Genomic DNA, 23,428 nt, shown 5'->3' on the forward strand with positions numbered 1-23,428 from the left:
AGCATCAAATCATCCCAAACAACTTTTCAGCCAGTCTCTTATTTGCTTCCTTCTGACCTATTGCATCCAAGTCATCATTATAATTTTTCTTTATCCATACCAGTTCGGCATTTATACTCTTGGCATAATTATCCAAAGCCTTACGTCCCCTCCCCTTTGTTCTTGTAACAGTAAAAAGGATATCACAAGGATTCTGCTCAACAAACTGAATATTTGCTTTAACAATATCATCAGTATCTCCAGGAGGACATATATCCACAACGATTCCATGTCTATCAACAGACTCACACATATCCTTATCTTTACCGAACTTCACTTCTGCATCAGAAATATTAATACCATGAAGCAGACTTCTAAGAAATATTCCTAGCGTCTCACTTTTCCCACATTTCCCTCTACCGTATAATCCAATAATCTTCATATATTTTTTGTTTTTTATCATTCTATTTTCCGAAGCAAATTTAAGAAAAAAAACCTATACTTCCAAATTAAATGCGCGAAAAATTGCTAAAATACGGCATAATATCGCTCCATCCGGGGCTTTTACTCTAAAATTTACAGCAAATTAATCTCGATTACAAAGAGAATTCACCTTTTATTATTAAAAAAGCATTATTTTTATCCACAATCGCGAAGAATCTGAAGATTTTTATGTAATTTTGCAAATTGATATGGAATCATGGTTGAAAGACATATTGCACAAGATGCTACTGACAGCAAGTCCGTCAGGCAGCGAAGAGCAAATCACAGCGCTCTTTGCTGAGCAGTTACGTCCCTTTGTAGATGAAGTAACCACCGACGTCAATGGCAACTGCATTGCCCACAAACAGGGCACTGGGCCAAAAGTTATGATCATGGCGCATGCCGATGAGATTGGCTTAATGATTAGTTACATTGATGATCGCGGTTTCCTATATTTCAAAGAAATTGGCGGTATCGACACAAATCTTCTCCCCGGTCAGCGTGTAAATATCATGGGGCAGCAAGGCCTTGTAACAGGCGTTATAGGCAAGAAGCCCATACATCTTCAGGACAAATCCGAGAACACCAAGCAGCTCGAACCAGAAGACCTTTGGATCGATATTGCCGCCAAAGATAAATCAGAAGCACAATCCAAGGTTCAGATTGGTGATGTAGCCACTCTCCAAGGAAATCCTGTACAACTTAATGACACCCTTCTCATGTCCCGATCACTAGATGACAAAATCGGTTTGGCAGTCTTGATGGGTCTGGCACAGAATTTGCAGTCCCTGCAAACAGATAAGGACATCTATTTAGTGGCCTCCGTACAGGAAGAATTAGGTGCACGCGGTGCAAAAATGATAACTGAGGCTATACGCCCAGATATAGGCATTGCCATTGATGTAACCCATGCCACTGACTATCCCACCATGTCACCCACAAAAGATGGTGACATCAGCCTAGGCAAAGGTGCTGTCATCCCTATGGGGCCTAACATGAGTAAAGGTATCAACCAGCAGCTCATCAGCTTGGCAAAATCCAATGGCATCCCCTATCAGATAGAGGCCATTGCCCGCCCCACAGGCACCGATGCCCGCGAGATACAGGTTGCCGGCACTGGCATCCGAACAGGATTGATCAGCATTCCCTGCCGATATATGCACACCCCTTCGGAAGTTGTATCATTGGCAGATGCAGATAGTGCAATAACCCTATTGTCGGCTTATTTGCACACTCGAGAATAGATAACATTATGTCAAACTAAAAAACGATTGAAAAGATGAAAGAGAATTTTTCTATTTCTTTCGATTGGGAAGTTAAGACAGCTGAAGATACAGAGCGCATAGGCGCCATGTACTGCTTCAAGCGCTGCGACGTAAACCAGAACTAATCCCCTGATCAAGGATTAGCTTTACCAGCAGCATTATCCCAATTGGGTTGAGGTGACAGCAGAGACTGGTGTCACCTCAATTATTAAATTTGAACCACATGACATGAGGCAGCATTCTCAACTACAAAGCACCGACCACCTCATCTTTCCTGATGAGATTATTTTCCGACCATGCGATGAAGGATGGTTGGTTATTTCTGTGCTTACTGCCAACTGGTTGGTCATAAAATCTAACTTTCAAAAACATCTTCTACAACAGTTGATTAATGGCCACTCTATTGGCGAAGTCTATACATCTTTGCAAACCCAAGACGAACAGACTCAATTCAAGCAACTTCTGGCTGCTATCACCGCCCGTAGTTTCGCAGGTATCAACACTGCCCCAGTTTCTCAGTACTTAGAGGGTTATCGCATGCTTAACATCTACCTCACCAATGCCTGTAATCTGCGATGCGAGCACTGTTTCATGCGCTCAGGTAAGCCATTAGACAACGAACTACCAAAGACAGAGTGGCTTCGCATCCTTACCGAGTTTCAACACCAGGGAGGTAAAAGTGTAACTTTTTCTGGAGGAGAGCCTCTGATGAACCGCGATTTTAACGACATCCTTATACATGCATCAACACTTGGTTTAGAAACCACAGTGCTATCTAATGGCATCCTTTGGACCGAGGATCGCATTAATCAGCTCGCCCCATATATCAGTCAGATACAGATTAGCATAGATGGTTTCGACGAGGCCTCCAATGCCAAGGTGAGAGGTAAAGGACATTTCGACCGAATTGTGCATAACGTCATACTCTTCGCTAACACAGGTGCCCGCACATCTGTAGCCACCACCTTTACATTCCAGAATCTCCAGTACGATGCAGCCGAGCGTTATCAGCAGATGGTTAGTTACATCAAGAACCAATGTCAGCACTCAGTATTCTTCAAACTCAGCAAGAAGGTACTTCAAGGACGCAACACTCACTACACTGAAGCTCAGAACAAGGAGTTTTTCATGCGTATTATGGAAATTGAGCACGCCTTAGATCCTGATGCCAAGTATAATAACTTCATGGAAGGTCATACCCCTAATCTAATTGAGCGCAACTGTGGCTTTGGCGGTATCTCCATAGGTGCCGATGGCGAGGTGTATTATTGCAATCGCATCTCTGAGGTCGATAGCTATGGTAATATCAATGGCAGACCGATAAAACCATTTATGGAAAAAGGCCATCAGCTCCACCTGCAAACTTCGGTCGATAATCTCATCCCCTGCCGTACTTGCCATCTGCGTTTTATCTGCTGTGGTGGCTGCCGCATTGACGAATGCAACTTCCAAGGCAAGCTTCAAAACCATACTGGAGCACTTCGACAGGTAAAATGTAACGATGACCAAATACACCGTATGGAACGCAAGATGATAGATAGTTATTTATTTTATTACAAATTCTAGACCTATGATATATCGGTTACTTTGCATCTACGAAACATACGGAAACAGCACCATCCCTCAACTCCGTATCGAAGTCAATCTGGATGGCAAGAGTTCCTCTTTGGCACCTTTCCAACGCAAGGTAACACTTAGCGACCTTCTGGCCGATGCATCCACAAATGGGCTCCACCCCTCAGCGCTATGCCAACTAATAAACCATGCAGGCCTTATCAGCCAACCATTCTGTATTGACAGCAGGCTTGTTTGTCACCCGCTTGTTCAGCGCATACTCCAGGATCATCCCTATTCTTATGTTAAAGCCACCCCAAAATCCAGCCTCAAGCGCATCGCTAATCCACCTTCTTTCATCCATCCATCGTCTATCGTTTCAAATCTCGCATCATCCGTTCCATCAGGAGTTCTCTATATAGATAATCCCGCTTCGTGGCACCGCAACATCAAAGTACGTTTTCACTATAACGATGCACTCAGTGATTTCTATCCCACATACTCACCTCTCCCATATCTTTCTAGCTTAGGTTCGCTCATGCAGCGCAACGAACAGGCAGAAATCGAGCTCTTGAATATGTTAGGCGAGGATTACAATTCTGCCACAGCCACATTATCATTTAAGGATACAGATACCGAGAGTCTCGCAGAACTCACTAAAAAAGGCTGGACACTCTACGTATCCAGCCCCAACAAAGCCGCATATAGGCTGTATTACCATCACGAATCATCAGGCATCAACTGGTTCTCTACCGATCAAGATGTTGACCAATCCGAGTTTGCCCATCAACTCCTTGATGGCTATCTCCATCGTCGCAACTATCATGAGTACGATGGACATATAATATTGTTCAAGAAAGAGGATGCCACGATATCTGATGACAAGACATTGGCTCAGCAGTTAGATGCTTCCTTCGATGTACGTCAACTATATGCCGATTCCCTACCACTCACTAATGCCGAGATAAATGACATTAAAACGACTCTTACTAATCAGCTACACGCAACACTGCGCCCCTATCAACTTGATGGAGTTATGTGGTTGCAGCAACAACGTAAAAACAATCATGGTTGCCTCTTAGCTGATGAGATGGGCCTTGGCAAAACCATTCAGATTATTGCCCATCTATGTTGTTTGGGTAATGATAGACAGCACCTGATAATTGCCCCCACCTCTTTAATATATAATTGGCAGAACGAGGTTAGTAGGTTTGCGCCGCAATTATTACAACAGCTCACCTTTGTAAGTTACGATATGCTGCGCATACATCTTTATGAATATCTGCCAGTGTTTTACGATACAATTATAATCGACGAGGCTCAAGTGATAAAGAATCGTCAAACCAAGAAATATCAGGCCATTAGCCAATTACATTGTAAACACAAGATAATCCTTACAGGCACTCCTATCGAGAATTCCATTGATGAGCTTTGGTCGCATTTCATCATGCTCATGCCCCCTATGCAGTCACTCTATCATCACTTGCATGCATTGGGTATTCAAGCTGTGCCCGAGGTATATATCACTCTATCCAGCAAGTTTCTAAAGCCTTTCATACTTCGTAGAGAAAAGCAAATGGTACTACAAGATTTGCCAGACCGTATTGAGAAGACTGTATATATTGAACTTAACGAATCCGAACGAATCAAATATAAACAGGTGCATGCCACTATACTCCAAGCATTCGCTTCAGGAATAAGTGGCCGTATTAGTAGTTTGGCCTTAGAGGGCCTTCTTCGTTTACGCCAGGCTTGCATCGCTCCTAAGTACCAAACAGTTATCGACTATATTGAGACGTTTCGTTCTGAGGGGCGCAAGGTTTTACTTTTCTCTCAATTTGTCAGCGCACTTCACGAGTTAGAGGCACGTTTGTCATCAGCAGACATTCACTTTGTAACTCTATATGGAGACACCCGTAATCGCGACATCCCTGTACGCCAGTTCCAAAGCGATTCTTCTATCACTGTATTCCTTATCAGCCTTAAGGCTGGTGGTTTCGGCCTCAATCTCACCTCTGCCGATCGAGTTATTCTTTTAGACGACTGGTGGAATCCTGCAGTCGAAGACCAAGCCATGGCACGTGCTCATCGCATCGGCCAGAAGAACAATGTTCTTGTTCTCCGATTAGTCTGCAAAGACACTGTCGAAGAAAAAATTCTTCAACTTCAAGCTCAAAAGCGCCAAACCGTCGATCTCTTCAACAACACCTCAGAGAAGCTAACTTTAGAAGAGATTCAAGCCCTGATTACCTAGATTACAAATTCTCCTTCACATAGATTGCCACACTGATTCGTTTATTTTCATCAGCTTTTTCATCAAAACGACAGACTTTACATAGGAACAACTTATTATCATTCCATCCTGCCTCTAAAAACTTCTTAATGTCTATCGCATCATTTTTATTCAGAACGCCAATTTTTTTTGCATCCTCCGGATTTTGAGCTTGAGTGTAAAGTGACACTTCCTTCCCGTCTTCATTAACATCCAATTTGAAAAGAAAATTTGTTCCTAATTCTTTTATTTCCTTTAAAACCTCTAGTGCCTGGAACTGGTTAGTTTTTTCCAAATAACATTCTTTCAAATATATATCCATAATTTCAATAATTAATGTTTAAACCTTTGCTCTAATGACATTTGACGTACACGATCAAGCCAGTCAACGATAGCCCTGGGTGAATTCTTATGATTCTCTGTCTGATTCCATTCTAAAGCCAATGCTAATAAAGAATATTCTCTTTCCAAAGATGTTGAAAACACGCCCTGATCATCAGTATTAATGGACACTGCAATATCGTGACGAGGATAAGGTGTAGAAAGCCCATAGTTAAAAAACTTCACTATAGGATGTTCATCGTAACGTTCTATCTCGCCAATCTTGTAGTTGGATGAAGGATTGCATTCGATGGCAATATGCCTATTTTCAATCTTTTCTAACAATTGTTCCTGTATTTTTTCAAGCAATCTTACCCACTCTTCCCTATAATCTAGAGGAATTGTTAGAGTATCACCAACATTCCCCTTATCTGCATATCTATCAGAATGATATGCATCGTAAAGTCGTTTTGCGCGTTCGTTGCGTAGTGCGACCTCAGTCCATTCATGATGATTGATGGCTGCCTTAACCCAAAGATAATCAATACCAGTCAAACTATTAAGATTCTTTGGTTCTAGATCCACACCAATTTTAGGAGAATGGCCTCTTAACAACCATGATAAGTAATAGTCCCGTATATCATCCGATAGTTCATCTTCATTTTCTTCTGTAAAAAAGGAATCAATGATGCTCTCACCTTCTTCCTCGTGATTCCTGTATATTTCTGTAAAATACTTCAAGAACATAATCTCTAACCACCCACATAGCTGTGTATATCCTGTCAAACGAATGCATTTATGGTAAAGCCAAGCAAGATTATCCAACACGACCTGTTTACTTGCACAGATAGAGAAGCTACGCTTTGTATAATACTTAAGCACATCTGTTCCAAGAACAAGAGCGTGGCCTAATCTGTCTCCATTCTTCAAATTTAGGAATATAAGCGCTTCTTCCACTGCTCTTAATCCATCTGCTATATCCATAAAATCCTCACCTATATGATAAGTAACGTTTAGGTCGTCAGGATAACTATCCACATTATTATCATTCTCGATTTTATGAGATCTAAGAAATCTAAAAGCCTGCGCATACACTTCTGGTCGGCAGAATATCTCAGAATTGGCAGCATCTAAGCCAACCACTTTACCTACCAGACAATTACCGTCTTTCCAATTATCCTTGTTACACCTAAACTGATATATAGCATAAGCCTGTCTTTTTATTTGCTGGCGCAGATCATAATGCCTATATGATTTGTTTTTCCTCTCATCTCGCTGTTTAATAAAATGGAATATAAAATCATAGTTATCAGTATATTTAGGATCTATCTCTTTACATATATCATTAAGCATTTTCACTATACCTGCTTCGGTTTCTTTGGGTACAATTCTAGCCTCCAAATGTCGCTGGTTATTTTTATCCTTTTCCAAAAAGCCTTCTATGGCAGCTTTGTATAGCAGATGATAATATTCATCTTGTATGAAATCTGTTTTCTTCTCTTCATAACTGGCAAAGTTAGCAAAGCCTACACGTTCATTAAGCTGCAGAATGTCATTTCTAAAGTAATTCTTATATGCCAAATATGCAAAGAAAAGAGTCGCAAGGTCCTGCTTTTCATTCGTTTTATCATTAAATAAGGTTTTAAATACCATATACATTAATTTTCTCTCCGAAGCAAGAACTTTGTTTTCAATAGACTCACCACTATAATGACTAATAGGTATATAATCTAGGACGTCTAATTCAGTCAGATTATCTTTAATGTTGGGATTTGTTTTCAACTTATTAAACTCCTCAATACTTTTCACTTGATTGCATTTCCTTGCTTCACTAACTAACCCAAATACATCTACCGGCTCTTGACTCTTAGTTTTATCGTAGGTAACGTTATTCAACTCATTACATAATTGGCCTAATGTAATTATCTCTTTCACACAGCCTACGGCTCCTGCCAAATAATAGCGGATAAGTGCCGCCTTTCGCATCTTCTCATATAAGTCCTTATCGCTATCTCTATATTTATGGAATGGATACTCCTTCTCAAAGTGGCGCTGCATACACCAAATATTATTCATCATGCATTGCCAACTCAAATCGAAATTAAACGACGAACCCTTCAAATGCATATGGAGTTCCGCCATAGGCTTTTCAAAAAGGAAGTTAAGTTCTTTGCTGTTATGGCCCAAGAATGCATCCCAATCAAAACTCTTACGTTCATATTCTATGGCCAAGTCTCTTGAAGCCAAGAAAGAAGTTGTCAGTAAATCCTCCCCGACCAACGTTGTTAGCAGATGCCATCTTAGCAAATAATCATAATTTACAAGAGGATCACCCGTTTTTACCAATAAACATTTGGACGTAAAATAGAGTAGCAAGTTAAATACCGATGGAGTCTCATGAAAGTTGAGAGTCATACAGGATTTGTCTTTCTCCATCCATTTAAATTCTACAATCTGGCCTAGCATTGATATTTGATCAATCGTTCTGCCTGCATCCACTTTTAGCAATCTGTTTACAATCATAGACTCTTCAATTTCAGAATCAATATGCAAAGGATTTAGACAAGCAGATTTATCTTTCCACAAATAGCCAGCTCTTTCTAATATTTCATCTCCGCTTATTTTAACGAATATCGCTTTAATAGCAGTGCTTATATTTTCCATTTCTTTTTCCGTGAAGATTTAGTAATAATTATTATGTATACGGGAATTTATATAAATTTCCCTTTTAAGTTTGCAAATATAATAAAAATCTCATTACCACCAAACAAAATGCGCGAAAAATAACAGAAATGAGGTATATAACCATTCTGCTGACAGATTTGACTGTCTTAATTGAATGAATATCCCCCGATTTTGCGAAATAAAAATTTAGAAATACTATGAGTCTGAAGAAAATTGCGTATATTTGTCGGCAAAAAATAAATGCAGATGATGGAGTTTGAAGAGGTAATCAATGATGAAATTTCTGTGGTAGTAGGTATAGTAACTGCCATATTGGGTATATCGTATCCTTTACTCTTGCAGGTGATTGAGAGAATCGATACAAAATATAATTCGCGTGCCATAATATCCCTACTATGCAGATCCTATCAATACAGATTGTTTGTAGGAATACTCTGCCTAGATGTTATGCTTCTATTTATATCGGTAATCTTACAAGAGTTTGCAGAACTAGAACTGATAGGAAATACACTTAGATATGTTTCTATGGGAGGCTCTCTACTGTTAGTAGTATGCTTCTTCTCTCTTTGCAAAAAGATAATGATGTTTTATCGTGCAGATAAGTTAGCTGCCTATTTTGAAAAAAGCGACCATTATAAGTTCTCTATCATAAGGCTTCTAAATAACAAACATCATAAGCCATGTAGGTTGGCAAGAATTTGGCTAGCAAGGAATCTTCTTCTAGAAATTCCTAAAACGGAATTGGCTGCATGGACAGACTTTATGAAGTATCTTATTTCAACAGATTCTGGTGATTTAATTGTTGATAGCTATCAATATCTTTACTCTCGAATACGCCTCTATCGTTCTTGTTATGACAAAAAAGAACCTATTGTTTACAACAAATACATTAACAAGGCAGTAGTTGCGATTAATTCTGCTATATGTAAATCATCAGAACGTCAATTCTCGTTTACAAACTCTGTAGCTATGTTGTCAGGTTATAGTGGGCAGTATGATGGAAAGATAAATGGTGTTGAACTGAGGAATACCTGTTGGAGATGTCTTATAGAAATGATATATACCGACCGCATGGATTTGCTGTACGATTATTGGGAGTATGCCGACCAAAGATTAAGCCTATTTCTCAAAAGGAAACAAGGCAGTGAGAGTGATGAAAGATACATCGCGAAATATAAGGAGTTCTTTATATTCTTATGTGCGCATTTGTTATATAGCAAAAAGCACGAAGCGTTATCTAGATTGTTGTTTTATAGTCATAACATACCTCCTATGTACGATATGCTACCTAATAATTTTGTTGAGGTATTCAGGTGGTATACCAAACTTTACCAAGATTCTTTTCGTACAGGATTCATATACGAATCTCAGTACACATTCTATGATGACAGAGACCCATTAAGTTCGGGTACTACAAGAAATGCAGCCTTGGACTATCTTGCAGTTCTTACCATGAGATTACTGTATATCCCTCCGATTTATTTCAATGATAATGTTTTTGTTTATAATGAAGAATACGAAAAGACTCCTATAGGTGTGAAGAGCTATATTGATGCGTGTAATGATTTGATTATAAGAGCGGAAGCATTGGATCAAAACATCCTTAATAAATTATTCTCTAAGTCTCAGTATAAAAGCAATATGGTAGTTGTTGATTTCCTGAAAGGATATTTGCAGCATCTGAATTCTCAGGCTCAAATAATAGAGAAAACTCAAGAGATAAGCCCTGATATCATTAAAAAGGACAAGACTATAGTCGCGGCTCATTTGGAGCGATATATTTCCGAGTTTAGTGTATTTCTGACATCAAACACAATAATGCCGGAATTTGATGCGGAGAATGTTACTGATGCTTTCCACAAGTCGATACAAATGAATAGTTGTACTAGCAAGCAGATCTATCCTTCGAATTATTTTAAGGAAGGCCAGATTGTTGGTATAGCCAACTTTGCAGAAGCCATTTCTGATGAGATTAATTATAATTTTGTTAGAGGTATTGATACATGGTTTATGGCACTTGGTGGCAGCCCTATAAATATTTCTAGTCAAAATATGTATGAGGCAATCTATAAACTGTGCCCTGATGTGGATAATGATGTGCTTTTATATTTTGGTTATAAGGAGTCCTTTGTTCATCTAATGGGTAATCATTATAAAGAGGATGGTGGCGTGTCTACTGTTGATGACAGAGTGATATATTTCCTTCCGGATATTATTCCGTTCAATAACAGGCTGATAGTGGTGGATAAACGAAAAATGCCCAAACTGGCATTACGCGAACCAAAAGAAGATACAAGGAGACTTTTCCAATATGAAAGGATATCTGCGAATTATCCTATATATTGGGGATTGGTAGACCTAAAAAATGATTCTGTGTTACGAAAAGAACTATTGAATAAAAACTATGATATTAATGATTTGAAATCACAAAGTTATTTAAGTATATACCTATATGCTGATTTCTACATACCTAGTGATTCCATCAGATGCCATATTGCAATGATTGATTCTTACTCATCAGAGAAAGATGAATTGGATAAAATCAGAAAGATAAAGTTAAATAATTAGATTTTGACAATATTACTTGCTTTATTACGCAAAAAAAACTTATTAATTAAAAAAAATATTGATTAATTTATATAATAATCAAAATAAAAATGTAACTTTGCAGCAAAATTGTAGCAATAATTCATTCATTCTAAGGCTATTATGGGAAAAATGTCTATTGTTGATCCCGCATTAAACAAGGGGTACGGAATGCTTAGCGTTCTAGAGCAGAGTATTTCTCCTGCTGAGGTAAGGCGCTTGGAACGTTTGGGGTATATTGAAAATGCAATATCTCCACAAGGAGCAACATGGCGACTTTCTGCAAAAGGAAAGCGTATGCGTAAGAATCTCATGAAAGGTAATTCGTTTGCCATGCGATGCAGTGATTTCTTCTTCAAGCATGTGTTACGTTATAATGTGAGCTTGGAGTGAAAACGTATTATGTTTTATGGGTGCCCACATTGTCGGAACTAAAGCACCCCTTTTACTGCAGAGAAGAAGTTAATCATAAGTTAGAAGATTCAAAATGTCTTGGTGGTTATCATTTGAAGGGGCGAATAGATTCGTCCCTTGATATTGAGATAGAGTACCGTAGGACGGGAGTCTATGGCCTATGGGAAAAGTTTATAGGCAAAAAGCCTGGTGTTATAAGACTGCATAAAGAGTCGGATATACTCAAAAGGGGATTTGTGCAGTATTCGAGTGAATTGCCAGAAACTGAACTCGATGAAATTCAAAAAGGATTGTGCGGAGTCCTAAAGTCGCCTATCTATCATTTTATAAAAGAATTCTTCCATAACCACACTCACCATCATGCTTCACAAGATAGCTTGTTGCAGGCATACGCAAGCCAGGAAATGGTGGATTTGAATTCTACATATGAAGAAATAACGCTTCACTATATCCATCAGTATCGGGATTTATTGATTGACTTCAATGAAGAGACTTCAGAACAGATTGTCCTTCTAAAAAATCGATTAAACCATGCTCGTCAAGTTAAGCAAAGCATAAATGCATTAGGCGATATCGTTAAGGCCGGCGACGACCTTAAGGGACAATTGGGTTATATGGATTTCCTGATACAGAGACTTGCTAGACCCTATAGCATACCGAAGGGATTGAGAAACGAGATTGAATTATTAAGAAACACAACTCGACAGATATTAGATGATGCAAATACCTCATATAATGTGTCAACGGCAGCCTTGGGGATTAAATACGGCATTCAGGGTATTAGATTTGGATGTTGGGGCATAATTGTTAGCTGTGCGCTTTTTGCAATTTCTACCTATATCACCTGTAGCAACCATACTATTGAGGATGCTGTTGAGAGAGCTAAGCAGGAAATCATTAAGAGAGATAGTACTAATTATAAGCAAGTTACGGATTCAATACGAAACGACGTAAGCAAGGTAAAACACAATATTGATAAACTACAAAAGGAGGTCAGAAAACAAAGAAAGTAATCTTCTGGTGCAAAAAACGGTCGATATCCACTCCACCCAATTAGCTAAATCGGAGCATGTTTTTAGGAACGGCCTCTGTCCTATACAAAAACAGATAACGGCCAAAATTTTCTTCTGTTATTGCTGCCATTGTACTTAAATATTTAATTCGGCAGCCGCTCCAGCTATGCTGGCTTCGCTCGTCAAAGAAAGGTAATCACTTTATTCAGCCCCTGCCGCTCGGCTATGCCGCTTTCATAAAGAAAGAATACGTCTTTTTTTCATGCTTACGCCATTAGGATGAACTAATCAGAAAAGTGAACGGATATCCCCGTTTTGGGTGGGTGGATATCGACCGTTTTTTGCAAATGGACACCAACACACGTCTGGCCATGCTGCAGATACTAGAAGAAAGGTATGAGAGGAAGTCCGTTATCATCGTCTCTCAGCTGCCTATTAATAAATGGTATGACTACATTGGAGATCCCACTCTGGCCGATGCCATCATGGACAGATTGGTGTCAAATGCGAATAAAATTGAATTAAAAGGTGATTCTATGCGTCAGAAAAAGAAAAAATAATTATCTTTGCACCCAGTTAGGCAGAGTCGATGATCATGGTACCGTTTGCAGCGATACGGACGGTACCGATTACAGTGTTACACTTGGTACCGATACAGCGATATCAGCATCTAACTTCTCCCACAATATCTCTTTCCCCGTCCATTTCAAACTTTCCACGTTCCTTAAACCTTATATAGCAGGCATTAAACTTCTCCTTAGGCATCTTCTTTTTCAGCAACTCAAAGAAGTTCAAATCATGTGTAGTCATCACAATCTGTCTATCAAGCGAGAATGCTACATTCCTCAGCAGGTCTATCATCGACAATATATTAATGTCATCCAACGCCTGTATCGGGTCATCTATAAAAACGCACCCTACATCCTGTCCGTCATCTGTCTTCGCAAATAGAGCCTTTGCCATAAATATACAGAACGAAAGAATATTTACCTGGGCTGTACTAAAGTATAACGTCGGGACAATAGTATCGTTCCCTTCCGTCTTATTTCTCATATAGACGTTCAGTCGTGGCTTCGTCAAACTAAAATCACATTCAAACCGTATCTCTTTATATTCTGGATGTGGGTCTATCGTATTATATAATCGCTGAATTTGATCAACTTGGAAAAAATTGGCCACATAGTCTTTGAGATATTGCTGGAGTCTCTCAATTTCATCTGATACAGCCTCATGATTACTCTCACTCTGAGATATTCTTTCCTTCATCTCCTTGATATCTTTCTTCACCTGTTGCTGCTGGTTATATTTCCTCGCAATTCCTAACATCGTCAAATATTCGCCCAGCATTGTCAGTTTCTTCTCAATCAAAGCCGATTCCTGTCGAAGCTTTGTCTTGTTTTCTTCAAACAACTGCACAATATCCCCAGCCGCTGTATCACTCGTAATTTCAGCGACTTTACACTCTTTTTTTAAGAACCGTAGAGTCTTGAAATATCTTTCTGCCAGAATCTCTCTTTCTTTATTCTTTTTATCATACTCTTCTTCTAACGCCACTTCTTTACTCAAATCAGCATGTTGTTCCTCCTTCAACGTCTTGCATTCGGCATTTGCCTCATTGATTTGTTTGTCATATTGGGCTATCGTTTCCTTCAAGTCGTGTATACGCGAACTCCAAAAATGCAGCGTCAAATCATCTGCGGTATCGTTTCCCAAAATCCGCTGATACTCCAGATAATCTTCTTTATTCTGCGTCTCGCTTATTACTTTCTGAGCCTCTATGCGCTTCCCTTCTTTCGCTTTCTTTTTTCTCTCAAGCAATTCAAGCGCCTTATCATTTTCTTCAATAGACTTATCCCTCTCATGGATTTCTTTTGCCAACATCTCCTTACTTTCAGCATACTGTTTCTCAACCTGCTCCTTTGTCAGGTCTTTGAATCTTGAGTACTCCCCATCCACCTGTTCTTGGTTCATTCTGATGACTTTGTCTGCTTCTCGTAAGGCAGCGTTCACCTTTTCTTGCTCCCCATTCAAACGATTCAATTCCTGAACAGCATTTGCCACAGCTTCATCGATGACCTTATCAAATTGTTGATACCATACCTCTCTTTCTTGATGGTCACGTTTATTTGCCTCTTTCAATTCTTCCCTTTTGGCAATAGCTTGTGCAACAGCTTTAGGCACCGCTTTGTTGTCTTCAATACTCCTCAACAGATGTTCCACATTGGCGTAGTCATGGCCGCACAGTGGGCATACGCCTGTCTTCAACTCACTCACCATTTCTCTCGAACGATTCACGAGTTGGCTTACCTGGTTCTGAAATGCAGTCTGCTGATCAATACTTTTGGTCAATTCCGCAATTTCCATGTCACGACCGGAAATTCTCTGGCTCAGAACCACTACGCGTTTCGATTCCTCTTCAAATCCTTCAATCTCAGCATCCACTTTCCTGCCATACACTTTCTGTTGTATGCCGCGTAGGCGGTTCATCTCTTTATTCTTTGTATCAATGCTTACCTTTTTCTCTGCAATTATTCCCGACAGTTCTGTTTTTTCCTTCTGTTTCAGGCTAATCTCTTTCAGGCAGCTTTGATATTTTGCATAGTCTGTATCTAAACATTTTTTCTTATTCTCAACGATATCTAACTGTGCCTTCTGTTTCTTTCGAGTTTCTTCTATACTGCTGCGTTCTTTTTCCAGCTTAGAGATTTGCTCTGCTAATGTAATCAGTTCATTGTCGCATGCGGTTATTTCTTTTTTCTTGGTATCAATCACTGTCCACAACTCCCTATACTGAGGGTACTTTTCCACCAGTTTCTGTAGTCGCGTCAGTCCGTTTACATGGTCCTTCCGTTCATTTCCGAGTTTTTCAACAAGGGCCAACAATTCTTTCAGTCTGACAATTTGATTCAATTGTGTCCGCAGAATGGATATTTGTTTATCAATCTCTCCAATGGCTTTCAAATGCTCCGAAATATGATCCACAGCTATCAGACCATCATACTCTCTTTCAATCTTTTCGCAATTTTCTAGAGCGTCATCTACCTGTCTCTTCGTTGCGTTCTCCTTTCCGGTTTTCTGATCGACTTCCATCGCAAGTTTTGCCAGGTTGTCGGCATCTATCTTCTGCTTCCAGCCTAATTTAACGCCCAAACTATTAAGGTCTGCCGCCATCTTGTCAAGGCGCTCAACTATGTGTTCATCTATATCGTTCTGCAGTTGCTTTTTCAGGTTATTGAGTTCTCTCGTCAGCGCACCTTTCTCTAGGGCCAGAGATTTTAACTTGGTTTTCAATTGCGAATGATAGTCCAACAGGTCTTGCGACTCATGAAAATTTTCCATAAACAACTTAAACCTCGTCTCTGCATTATTTACAGAGAGGAATTCTGAAAACCAGTCCTGCGACAGGATAGCCTCCGAGAAAAACTTATTATGTCCTTCGCCTGTTAGCAGACTCTTCTCCTCATCCTTTGAGATGATTCTGTCCACCACACCGTTCTTGTATCCTTCTATGTCTAGTCTTATATGAATATCCTCTTCAGGCAGTTTCTTGTTGTGTATAAAACTGCTGAATTCCGATAGGCGGTTCTCGTTCTTCATATTCTCACTGAAGTTACTCAACTTCAGGCGGCGAATATTACTAGTCATTCCGAACTCGATGGCGTCAAATAGTGAGGTCTTTCCAAATCCATTGGGCGCATAGACCGACACGAAGTTGGCACAACCCTTGTCTGCAAAACGTTGGTTTACAAACGAGAGTTCCACATCATCAAACAGGCGGAAAGCCTTGATTTTTATTCCCTTTAGTTTCATGTCAGCCTTTATTTATCAGTTTCACTATCTTTGAACTCTTCTTGAAATCTTCCAACTCCATATAAACACTATCATCAAATGAATATTTGATATAGCGGCCTATCACCTCTTCAAAATCACCCATGCGATAATCCTTGGTTGATATGACTATCTTTCGCGACGAGACGGTGTCGTGTTCTATCTTATATTTTAAGGATATATCGTTCGCTGCATCCTCTTCAGCAAGATAGAATAGATAGTGGTTCCAGCGTTCAAACTCGTCTTCTATCATTCGCTGGCGTTCGGCTATGTCATTCCTGATGTCTTGCCATTTATCCCGCAAATCATCATGATTCAATGGCTTCGTGATAAACACATCTACCTTCGACTGGATGTCAAACACATCCTGATCAAACATTTCGTAAAACTCTGTTATATTCATATCTTGCTCGTTATCAAATTTCTGTAGTATTCCATCTTATCACCGTCATAATCCCTGATTTCGTCTGTAAACGCTACCATCGCATCCTTAAAAAAGTGAGCATTCACATATACAAAACCTCCCATGTTCTCTCTGCCGTTCCTCGCTATGTTAAACTCTTGTTTGGGCTCTAATCCTATGGCTATATCCAATATATCCTTACCCCTTACGTCCTGCTTGTATCCCTTGGACTGTATGCCTCCTACCACAAACACTACGTTCACGTCACTCACGGTTCCAAGTACACTCGGGTCTAGTGCACTAGGCGCTGAGTAGATATCAAAGTCTTTTTCAGACTGCACATACTGAAATCGGGGAAACACTTCATCCAGATTGTTGGCAGCATCCAATCCCCATACGGCTTTCAGTGCTACAATGAACTCTCCAAATTTTACCCAATCATCTTTCTGTAGTTCTGAACCCAACAGATAATTATTAGTTTTGCGGCTTTTCTGAAAAGCATCGTAGCATTGCAGTGGTGATAAGTCCAACATTCCTGCTCTATAATGAGACATCATCATGAGTAGAGTTTTCAGTTTCTCTTTGGCTCCAAGATTGTTGTCGAAATTGAACATCTCATTCATGAATACCTCAAAATTACACTGGTATATTGTTGGTAATCCATTCTCTGCTATCACTCGTTCAAAGCAACTCCATGGTATCATCACGTTCTTGCCCAGTTGCTCTTTTTCTTCGCTTGCTGCAAGTTTCATGTGTACGCCCAACAAGTGATGGTTGTCGTCAAATATTCCACCACCCGACATACCATTCAACTCTTCTTGCTTGATATGATTCGGATACTTATATTCCTCAAAGTTATGGTCATACGTTCCTAACCATGTATTAAAGTCATGCAGTTTACAACTATTGGCCTTACCATAGCTGTTCTGGTTGTTTGGATAGCCAGTATGCCAGTGGACAGCACCGTTTTGGCGGATGTTACTTGGCACAAACTGCACTATCTCACTATCATCCTTTTCTACAATGAGAATAGCAGCATCAAGTTCTTCATTATAAATGATTCGTTTAGCCTTGACGGTCTTATTTGTGAATGGGGATGTGGATAGGAAGTCGAAGATTATTTCGTCAACAGTCTTTCCTTTCACCACATGATATGCAGTCAATATATAGAAACAGTCATCAGCCAATGGCTTTATGATTACGCCACTGCCATTGGCTACTCTGACCGTTACTGATTTCATCTCGTCCTGATAATTCATCATTCAAAAGTACCTTAGTCGCTCCGCTAAGTCCGGATAATCCTGTTTATCTTGTTCAGTAAATATCTTCTCTGCCCTTTCAGGATAGTTAAACCACAGTTTGGCATCGGTCTTACCCACTATATACGATATCACTTCTTTATCAGGGTGGCCGAACTTCAAGCCATTAGTTGAGACAATATAATTCTCTGCCACTATCTTCTCTAATAGTTCTGGGGAAAAGTTGTTTTTGCTGCCATGATGCGACAGTTTTAACCATTTACATTTCAGAGGTAGCTCTATTCCTGCTGTATGTTCCAGTGTGTCCATCACTACATCTATGTTGGCATCTCCCAGCAGTAAGCAGTTCTCGCCGTCCTTTGTTTGAAGCAGGAAAGCCATCGAAGCATCATTCTCTGGTGTGCAGGTGCCTCGTTCGTATGGCTCTTTCAATAGCTTTTTGATGTCCTCATCATAACGGTCATTTGTAGTGTTATTCAGTTCGTCACCAATGTCCTCCGCTATTTTGTTATGGGCTTCCGCCGTTGGTGCCAGAGCTATAAGTCTTCCCCATTCAAACTGAAATACTCTTCCTTTGACAATCTTATTTTCAAACGGCACATTGTTTTCTTCCAGTATTTCCTTTAGCGAAGCCACCTGTGCGGAAGTATTCTCCAATCCCTTTCCGATGTTTACTTCTACATCGTCGTTCATCCAAATCTGCTTCACGAACTCCGATGATGGAATTTCTTCATGGTACCACGCCAATACGCCTCCCACATGGTCATCATCTACATGTGTAATGATTAGCAGGTCTATAGCCTTACCTGCTTTTTTCAGTTTTTCCAACTTTTGTTTCAGATTACCATCCTCTGTTCTTCCATATCTACCACGATGGATATAGGTCCTAGGAGTACCACCATCTATCATGATGATATATTCTTTTCCATCATAACAGATTGTTACGAAGATACAGTCTCCGTAATATGCCTTTATCACTTCTATATCAACTGTTATCATACTATTTCCCTGCAGGCTCTTCTTGTCTTGTTTGCCGCTATGTCATAGCGTCCCATTTCATTTCTCTGCCGTTCACGGCTAATTGCTGATATCGCTGTATCGGTACCAAGTGTAACACTGTAATCGGTACCATGCTAGCGCTGCAATCGGTACCGTCCGTATCGCTGCAAACGGTACCATGATCATCGGCTCTGCCTAACTGGGTGCAAAGATAATTATTTTTTCTTTTTCTGACGCATAGAATCACCTTTTAATTCAATTTTATTCGCATTTGACACCAATCTGTCCATGATGGCATCGGCCAGAGTGGGATCTCCTATGTAGTCATACCATTTATTAATAGGCAGCTGAGAGACGATGATAACGGACTTCCTCTCATACCTTTCTTCTAGTATCTGCAGCATGGCCAGACGTGTGTTGGTGTCCATTGGTTGCAGTCCAAAGTCATCGAGTATAAGCAGGTCGTTCCGCTCAAGTGAAGTGATCATTTTCAGGAAGGTACCATCGAGCTTGCTGAGTGCCACCTTCTCTACGAAGCTGTTCATATTGAGGTAAGCCGTCCTGTATCCTAACATACAAGCCTGGCGCCCTAAGGCGCAGGCAATAAAAGATTTTCCACATCCGCACTTGCCCTGTATGAGCAAGTTCTCATGGCGACGTATAAAGGAGCAGTCTGCAAATGCTGCAAGATCGTCCTTCGTAAAGTTACGGTCCGTGCCGCAGATAACGTCCTCTATCAGTGCGGTATATCTTAATCGACTAGTCTTGAGATACATCTCTGTCTTGCGGTTCCTTCTGTCCTGAGCTTCTGCCTCTGCCAGCCTGGCTATAGTTGCTTCCATTGCTGGGCGGTTCTGTACTGGCAGACTGAGGATTGACTCAAAAGCATCTGCCATGCCCTTGAGTTTGAGTTCTCTGAGTTGTATAACGGTTTCTTGTGAGTTCATAATTATAATTTTGATGTTAGATATTAAATGCTTCTGCTCCCCTTACGTAGTCGTTCTGGGGCATCTGTGATACAGGTTCCTGATCGCCTGCCATGTCGAGGTTCTTCTCCAGGATATTCTTTATCATCGTATAGTTGACAGACCTATATCCAGCAAGCCTTTTGCAAGCATTCTCAAGTCTTATACTGCCATATCTGCGATTCAGACTGAGTACGCCATGACATGAGCCATAATTCTGCTCTACATGTCTGCTACGCTTAAGAATCGCCTCCATAGCCTGTCTTGTATAAGGCCCGATTTCTTCCGACTTTTCCAGGAAGTAGGCTGCATTGCACGCCTTTGTACGCATGTATTCCAGATGCTCGGGAGGCATATCTTCATCATGGGTAAAGGGATCCTTGATGCCATAACGGTCGTGCGTACTGATACGTGTATTGCCAGCGTAGACCTCCACAGTGTCGATATCCCATACGACGGTAAGATGTTGTCCTACATACTGATATGGCACGCTATATTTACGGCCTGCCACTTGTACATGATAGTTACCTGACAGCTTGACCTCTTTGCGATAACGGAAGCGGAAAGGAGTATCAGGCAGTTCTCCAAGAGATGGTTTCTCTTCTGCCTCAAAAATGTCAAAACGACTTCTGCCTGTAACTTTCGATGGTTTTGAGTTAAAATCATCCAGCAGTTCTGAAATACGGCTGTTCATGCTGTTCAGGTCACTGATAACCTCATCATGAAGAGGCGCATAGATAGCGTTGTAGATTTTCCTGACTGCACCTTCTACAGAGCCTTTATCGCGAGGTTTCCTTACGCGACACGCTTCAAGCGTTGTGTCGTAGTATGCAGCCCATTCTAGCGCAGCGTCAGTGAAAACAGGTTCGTAACGGTCGTTCTTCTTTACCCATTGCTTCATGTTGTCACTCTTGGCTCTGCGCACTGTCCCTCCAAAATAGCTGAAGGCATCAGATAAACCTCCAAAGAAATACTCCATAGAGGCGTCAGGAAGTGCCTTTGCATAAGCCATTCCACTGAAAGGAAGCGTGCAGACTAACACCACTACGCTGGTGATTTCGCCTGTCAGAGGGTCTGTTAGCCACAAGGCATCACCAGCAAAGTCAATCTGCATCTCTTCACCAGGCATATAGGTGTTATGAAAACTCAAGTTGTGGGCATACTGATAGTCACGGATAGCTTTCTTAAACTGAGTGTAACCATAGCCGTCGGGATGTTCACGCTTATAGTTCTCATGGAGATGCTGTATGGTCAGATAGCGGTTATGGGCCAGATCTGACACATAATCAGGAATCAGACCATCGAGGACAATTCTGGCATCAGATGGTGCTGATTCGGGTCTTGTTGACTTGAGGAACGACTCAAGGTCGACCTCGTTCATGCGGCCTCCATCTGCATACGACAGATGTCTTTCATCAGCCGCCTTCTTGTACTTGGCAAGTACGCCACGTCCCATGTGCAGTTGTCCACAGATTTCGCGGTGTGGGATGCTTGCCGCCAGCATTTGAAATGCTCTTTTTAACTTGCTCATTGTTACATTTTGGTTTGCCATATCTCGCTAAAGGTTTTGTATTTCCTTCGGCAAAGATAGTAATTAAACTTCAATGGCAGAACCGAAATGAACTTTTGGTACCGATTCGAGCGCTACAGCGGTACCGATTGGTGCGCTACGCTGGTACCGTTTGGAGTGCTATGATGGTACCGATTCAAGCGCTGCGGTGGTACCGATACAAGCGCTGCGGTGGTACCGATACAAGCGCTATGATGGTACCGTTTCGCCGATATTATCAGCTAATCTCTCTGTACCGTATGCCCGATATCATCACGTCCTCCCCCATCTTCGCCCAAACACCAAAGAACACAAAGCTCAAAATCCCATTTTATAGTGAGTCATCGCCTCTATCGCATAAACGCGAGCCACCCCTTTGCATAGTAATTTTCCGCAAGGTGGATCTTAAGAGATTAAGATTCAACACTTTACGATACATTTTTAGTTTATTCACATTTATGTACTCAGGGTGATTTCAGATGTCGACATCCCTTTCCGTTGGCAAATATACGAAATATATCTGTAACGCCAAACAAAAACAAGAAAAAATAGAATTATTACCAAATATCTCAAAAATAACAAACCGCTAACCAAGCGTTTCTACTTAGTTAACGGTTACCTTTCAATTTCTGGGTTCACTTCATACCTATCTCTTGGCAAGAGGCAACGCTTCTTTCAACAAGCGCCTTTTCTCTTCATCGTATACCATTGAAATCTTACCAACCGGTTTTCCTCGGCCTTTTACATTTTCAAACAATTCTATCACAACATCTTCGGGCGAATAAATAATAAAGGCTCCTAACAATGTTCCATATACACATTTCAATTCCTTTCTAACAGGTTTTGGAGACACAAGAGACTTTAATCGAACTCTATCCTCATCGCGGTTTTTGAGGTTTTTCTTTTTCTTCATTTCAACAGCCAGGTAATTTGGCGCTTCACCTCTGCTTTGTATCAAAAGATCGCTCACCATATCTTTTGGCAGATGTTTACTATTCTCGTATCTCTTAATTTCTCCATTACCCATACGATTATATTCTACATCTGCATAATACTTAGCAAAAAATGGTTTTTCTTTTCTCGCATCATATCTACGCATAATGTTCTCCATATGAAGAGCCAATCTGGCGCAGATATTTCGTTCCGACACATCAAATTTGATATTCTCATAATCAAACTCATAAAGATACTGCAATGCTGGTATCAATACCTCATCAAGAATAATCTCTTGTACGCTCTGTTCTCTAATTTTTCTTTCTTCCATAATTTTGATTTTTAGTTATTGAATATCAATTATTCCTCACCTTTGCTTTTGTTAAGCAGGCCCCACTTGATTGATTGTATGAGAGTCATCCAAGTGGAGGCCTGCGTTATAACGAACTTTTTATATTGATATCTCACGACATCTCGTACCTTGATGCCACGAACCCGTCCCCTATCAGGATGGCGTGGTTACTGGGTTTATCTAAGTATTCCCATATCGCCACCTTTGGCAATTGAACCCTGTAAGCTTACAGAGTTCAACATATTCTACAGAGATTGCCCATCAAAAGGAACAAAATCTATATCATTAAAGTCACTGATAACGATCCTTACATTGGGAGTATCAGAGTGTTCTTCCACAAAAGTGTTATGACCTTTTGTTCCAACATATTCTCTAACAGCATTGTCCATCACAGCATTGATTGCCGCAATATTACTAGGATCACATGGCACATTAGCCCTAAAAACTGCAATCTTAAAACATTTGCCACTTTCTTGTTTGATAACAGTTTCAAATACATCAATTTTCTCCATAGTTGTACAGTTTTAGTTAATAATTATTGTAATATAAAAAGCCGATTATATTGCTT

Annotated in this window: 17 protein-coding genes; 6 read left to right on the top strand and 11 right to left on the bottom strand. The window is 40.4% G+C overall.

What is annotated here, in order from left to right:
* Positions 1 to 4: 4 nt before the first annotated feature.
* Entirely contained in the window at positions 5 to 421 is a 417-nt protein-coding gene (locus PRU_RS08985) for a hypothetical protein (RefSeq protein WP_143040035.1), read from the bottom strand.
* Positions 422 to 704: 283 nt separating this feature from the next.
* On the opposite strand from PRU_RS08985, the gene PRU_RS08990 reads away from it, so the two are divergent.
* The 3 genes from PRU_RS08990 (at position 705) to PRU_RS09000 (ending at position 5,535) form a co-directional block, all read left to right on the top strand.
* Positions 705 to 1,706 (top strand): M42 family metallopeptidase, encoded by a 1,002-nt coding sequence (locus tag PRU_RS08990; RefSeq protein WP_177168137.1) that lies wholly within the window; start codon positions 705 to 707, stop codon positions 1,704 to 1,706.
* A 249-nt stretch (positions 1,707 to 1,955) separates the two neighbouring features.
* The gene (locus tag PRU_RS08995; RefSeq protein WP_013063352.1) at positions 1,956 to 3,293 is read left to right on the top strand and encodes a radical SAM/SPASM domain-containing protein; all 1,338 of its coding nucleotides are present in this window, start codon (positions 1,956 to 1,958) and stop codon (positions 3,291 to 3,293) included.
* Between the two features lie 4 nt (positions 3,294 to 3,297).
* Positions 3,298 to 5,535, top strand: coding sequence for a DEAD/DEAH box helicase (locus PRU_RS09000; RefSeq protein ID WP_080517188.1), 2,238 nt, complete (start codon positions 3,298 to 3,300; stop codon positions 5,533 to 5,535).
* Between the two features lies 1 nt (position 5,536).
* On the opposite strand, the gene PRU_RS09005 is transcribed toward PRU_RS09000, so the two are convergent.
* Both PRU_RS09005 and PRU_RS09010 read right to left on the bottom strand, forming a co-directional pair.
* Positions 5,537 to 5,875: a hypothetical protein gene (locus PRU_RS09005; RefSeq protein WP_041386013.1), complete on the bottom strand. Its 339-nt coding sequence runs from the start codon at positions 5,873 to 5,875 to the stop codon at positions 5,537 to 5,539.
* Between the two features lie 11 nt (positions 5,876 to 5,886).
* Complete coding sequence (locus PRU_RS09010; RefSeq protein ID WP_041386015.1) at positions 5,887 to 8,538, bottom strand: amidohydrolase family protein; 2,652 nt, start codon at positions 8,536 to 8,538, stop codon at positions 5,887 to 5,889.
* 267 nt (positions 8,539 to 8,805) lie between these two features.
* Between PRU_RS09010 and PRU_RS09015 the strand changes: the two genes are divergently transcribed.
* The 3 genes from PRU_RS09015 (at position 8,806) to PRU_RS09030 (ending at position 13,132) form a co-directional block, all read left to right on the top strand.
* Positions 8,806 to 11,127, top strand: coding sequence for a hypothetical protein (locus PRU_RS09015; protein ID WP_013065721.1), 2,322 nt, complete (start codon positions 8,806 to 8,808; stop codon positions 11,125 to 11,127).
* Positions 11,128 to 11,567: 440 nt separating this feature from the next.
* Positions 11,568 to 12,572, top strand: a complete 1,005-nt coding sequence (locus tag PRU_RS09025) for a hypothetical protein (RefSeq protein WP_148214890.1) — start codon at positions 11,568 to 11,570, stop codon at positions 12,570 to 12,572.
* A gap of 296 nt (positions 12,573 to 12,868) precedes the next feature.
* A complete protein-coding gene (locus PRU_RS09030) occupies positions 12,869 to 13,132 on the top strand; it encodes an ATP-binding protein (RefSeq protein ID WP_013063740.1) in 264 nt (87 codons plus the stop codon).
* Between the two features lie 103 nt (positions 13,133 to 13,235).
* On the opposite strand, the gene PRU_RS09035 is transcribed toward PRU_RS09030, so the two are convergent.
* The 8 genes from PRU_RS09035 to PRU_RS09070 all read right to left on the bottom strand — a co-directional run bounded on the left by PRU_RS09035 (position 13,236) and on the right by PRU_RS09070 (position 23,372).
* A complete protein-coding gene (locus PRU_RS09035) occupies positions 13,236 to 16,382 on the bottom strand; it encodes a hypothetical protein (RefSeq protein WP_013064595.1) in 3,147 nt (1,048 codons plus the stop codon).
* Position 16,383: 1 nt separating this feature from the next.
* On the bottom strand, positions 16,384 to 16,803 hold the full coding sequence (locus PRU_RS09040) for an ABC-three component system middle component 1 (protein ID WP_041386022.1): 420 nt from the start codon (positions 16,801 to 16,803) through the stop codon (positions 16,384 to 16,386).
* Positions 16,800 to 18,065, bottom strand: a complete 1,266-nt coding sequence (locus tag PRU_RS09045) for a S1 family peptidase (RefSeq protein WP_013063933.1) — start codon at positions 18,063 to 18,065, stop codon at positions 16,800 to 16,802. The genes PRU_RS09040 and PRU_RS09045 overlap by 4 nt, the downstream gene beginning before the upstream one ends.
* Positions 18,066 to 19,061 (bottom strand): ComEC/Rec2 family competence protein, encoded by a 996-nt coding sequence (locus tag PRU_RS09050; protein ID WP_013064406.1) that lies wholly within the window; start codon positions 19,059 to 19,061, stop codon positions 18,066 to 18,068.
* Positions 19,062 to 19,276: 215 nt separating this feature from the next.
* Positions 19,277 to 20,008 (bottom strand): IS21-like element helper ATPase IstB, encoded by a 732-nt coding sequence (gene istB / locus PRU_RS09055; RefSeq protein WP_013065176.1) that lies wholly within the window; start codon positions 20,006 to 20,008, stop codon positions 19,277 to 19,279.
* Positions 20,009 to 20,024: 16 nt separating this feature from the next.
* Positions 20,025 to 21,557, bottom strand: a complete 1,533-nt coding sequence (gene istA, locus PRU_RS09060; protein ID WP_177168189.1) for an IS21 family transposase — start codon at positions 21,555 to 21,557, stop codon at positions 20,025 to 20,027.
* A gap of 664 nt (positions 21,558 to 22,221) precedes the next feature.
* Complete coding sequence (locus PRU_RS09065; protein ID WP_013063442.1) at positions 22,222 to 22,839, bottom strand: hypothetical protein; 618 nt, start codon at positions 22,837 to 22,839, stop codon at positions 22,222 to 22,224.
* Positions 22,840 to 23,105: 266 nt separating this feature from the next.
* Complete coding sequence (locus tag PRU_RS09070) at positions 23,106 to 23,372, bottom strand: hypothetical protein (RefSeq protein WP_041386024.1); 267 nt, start codon at positions 23,370 to 23,372, stop codon at positions 23,106 to 23,108.
* Positions 23,373 to 23,428 lie beyond the last annotated feature (56 nt).

The organism is Xylanibacter ruminicola 23, assembly GCF_000025925.1.
In the GTDB taxonomy this organism is placed as follows: domain Bacteria; phylum Bacteroidota; class Bacteroidia; order Bacteroidales; family Bacteroidaceae; genus Prevotella; species Prevotella ruminicola.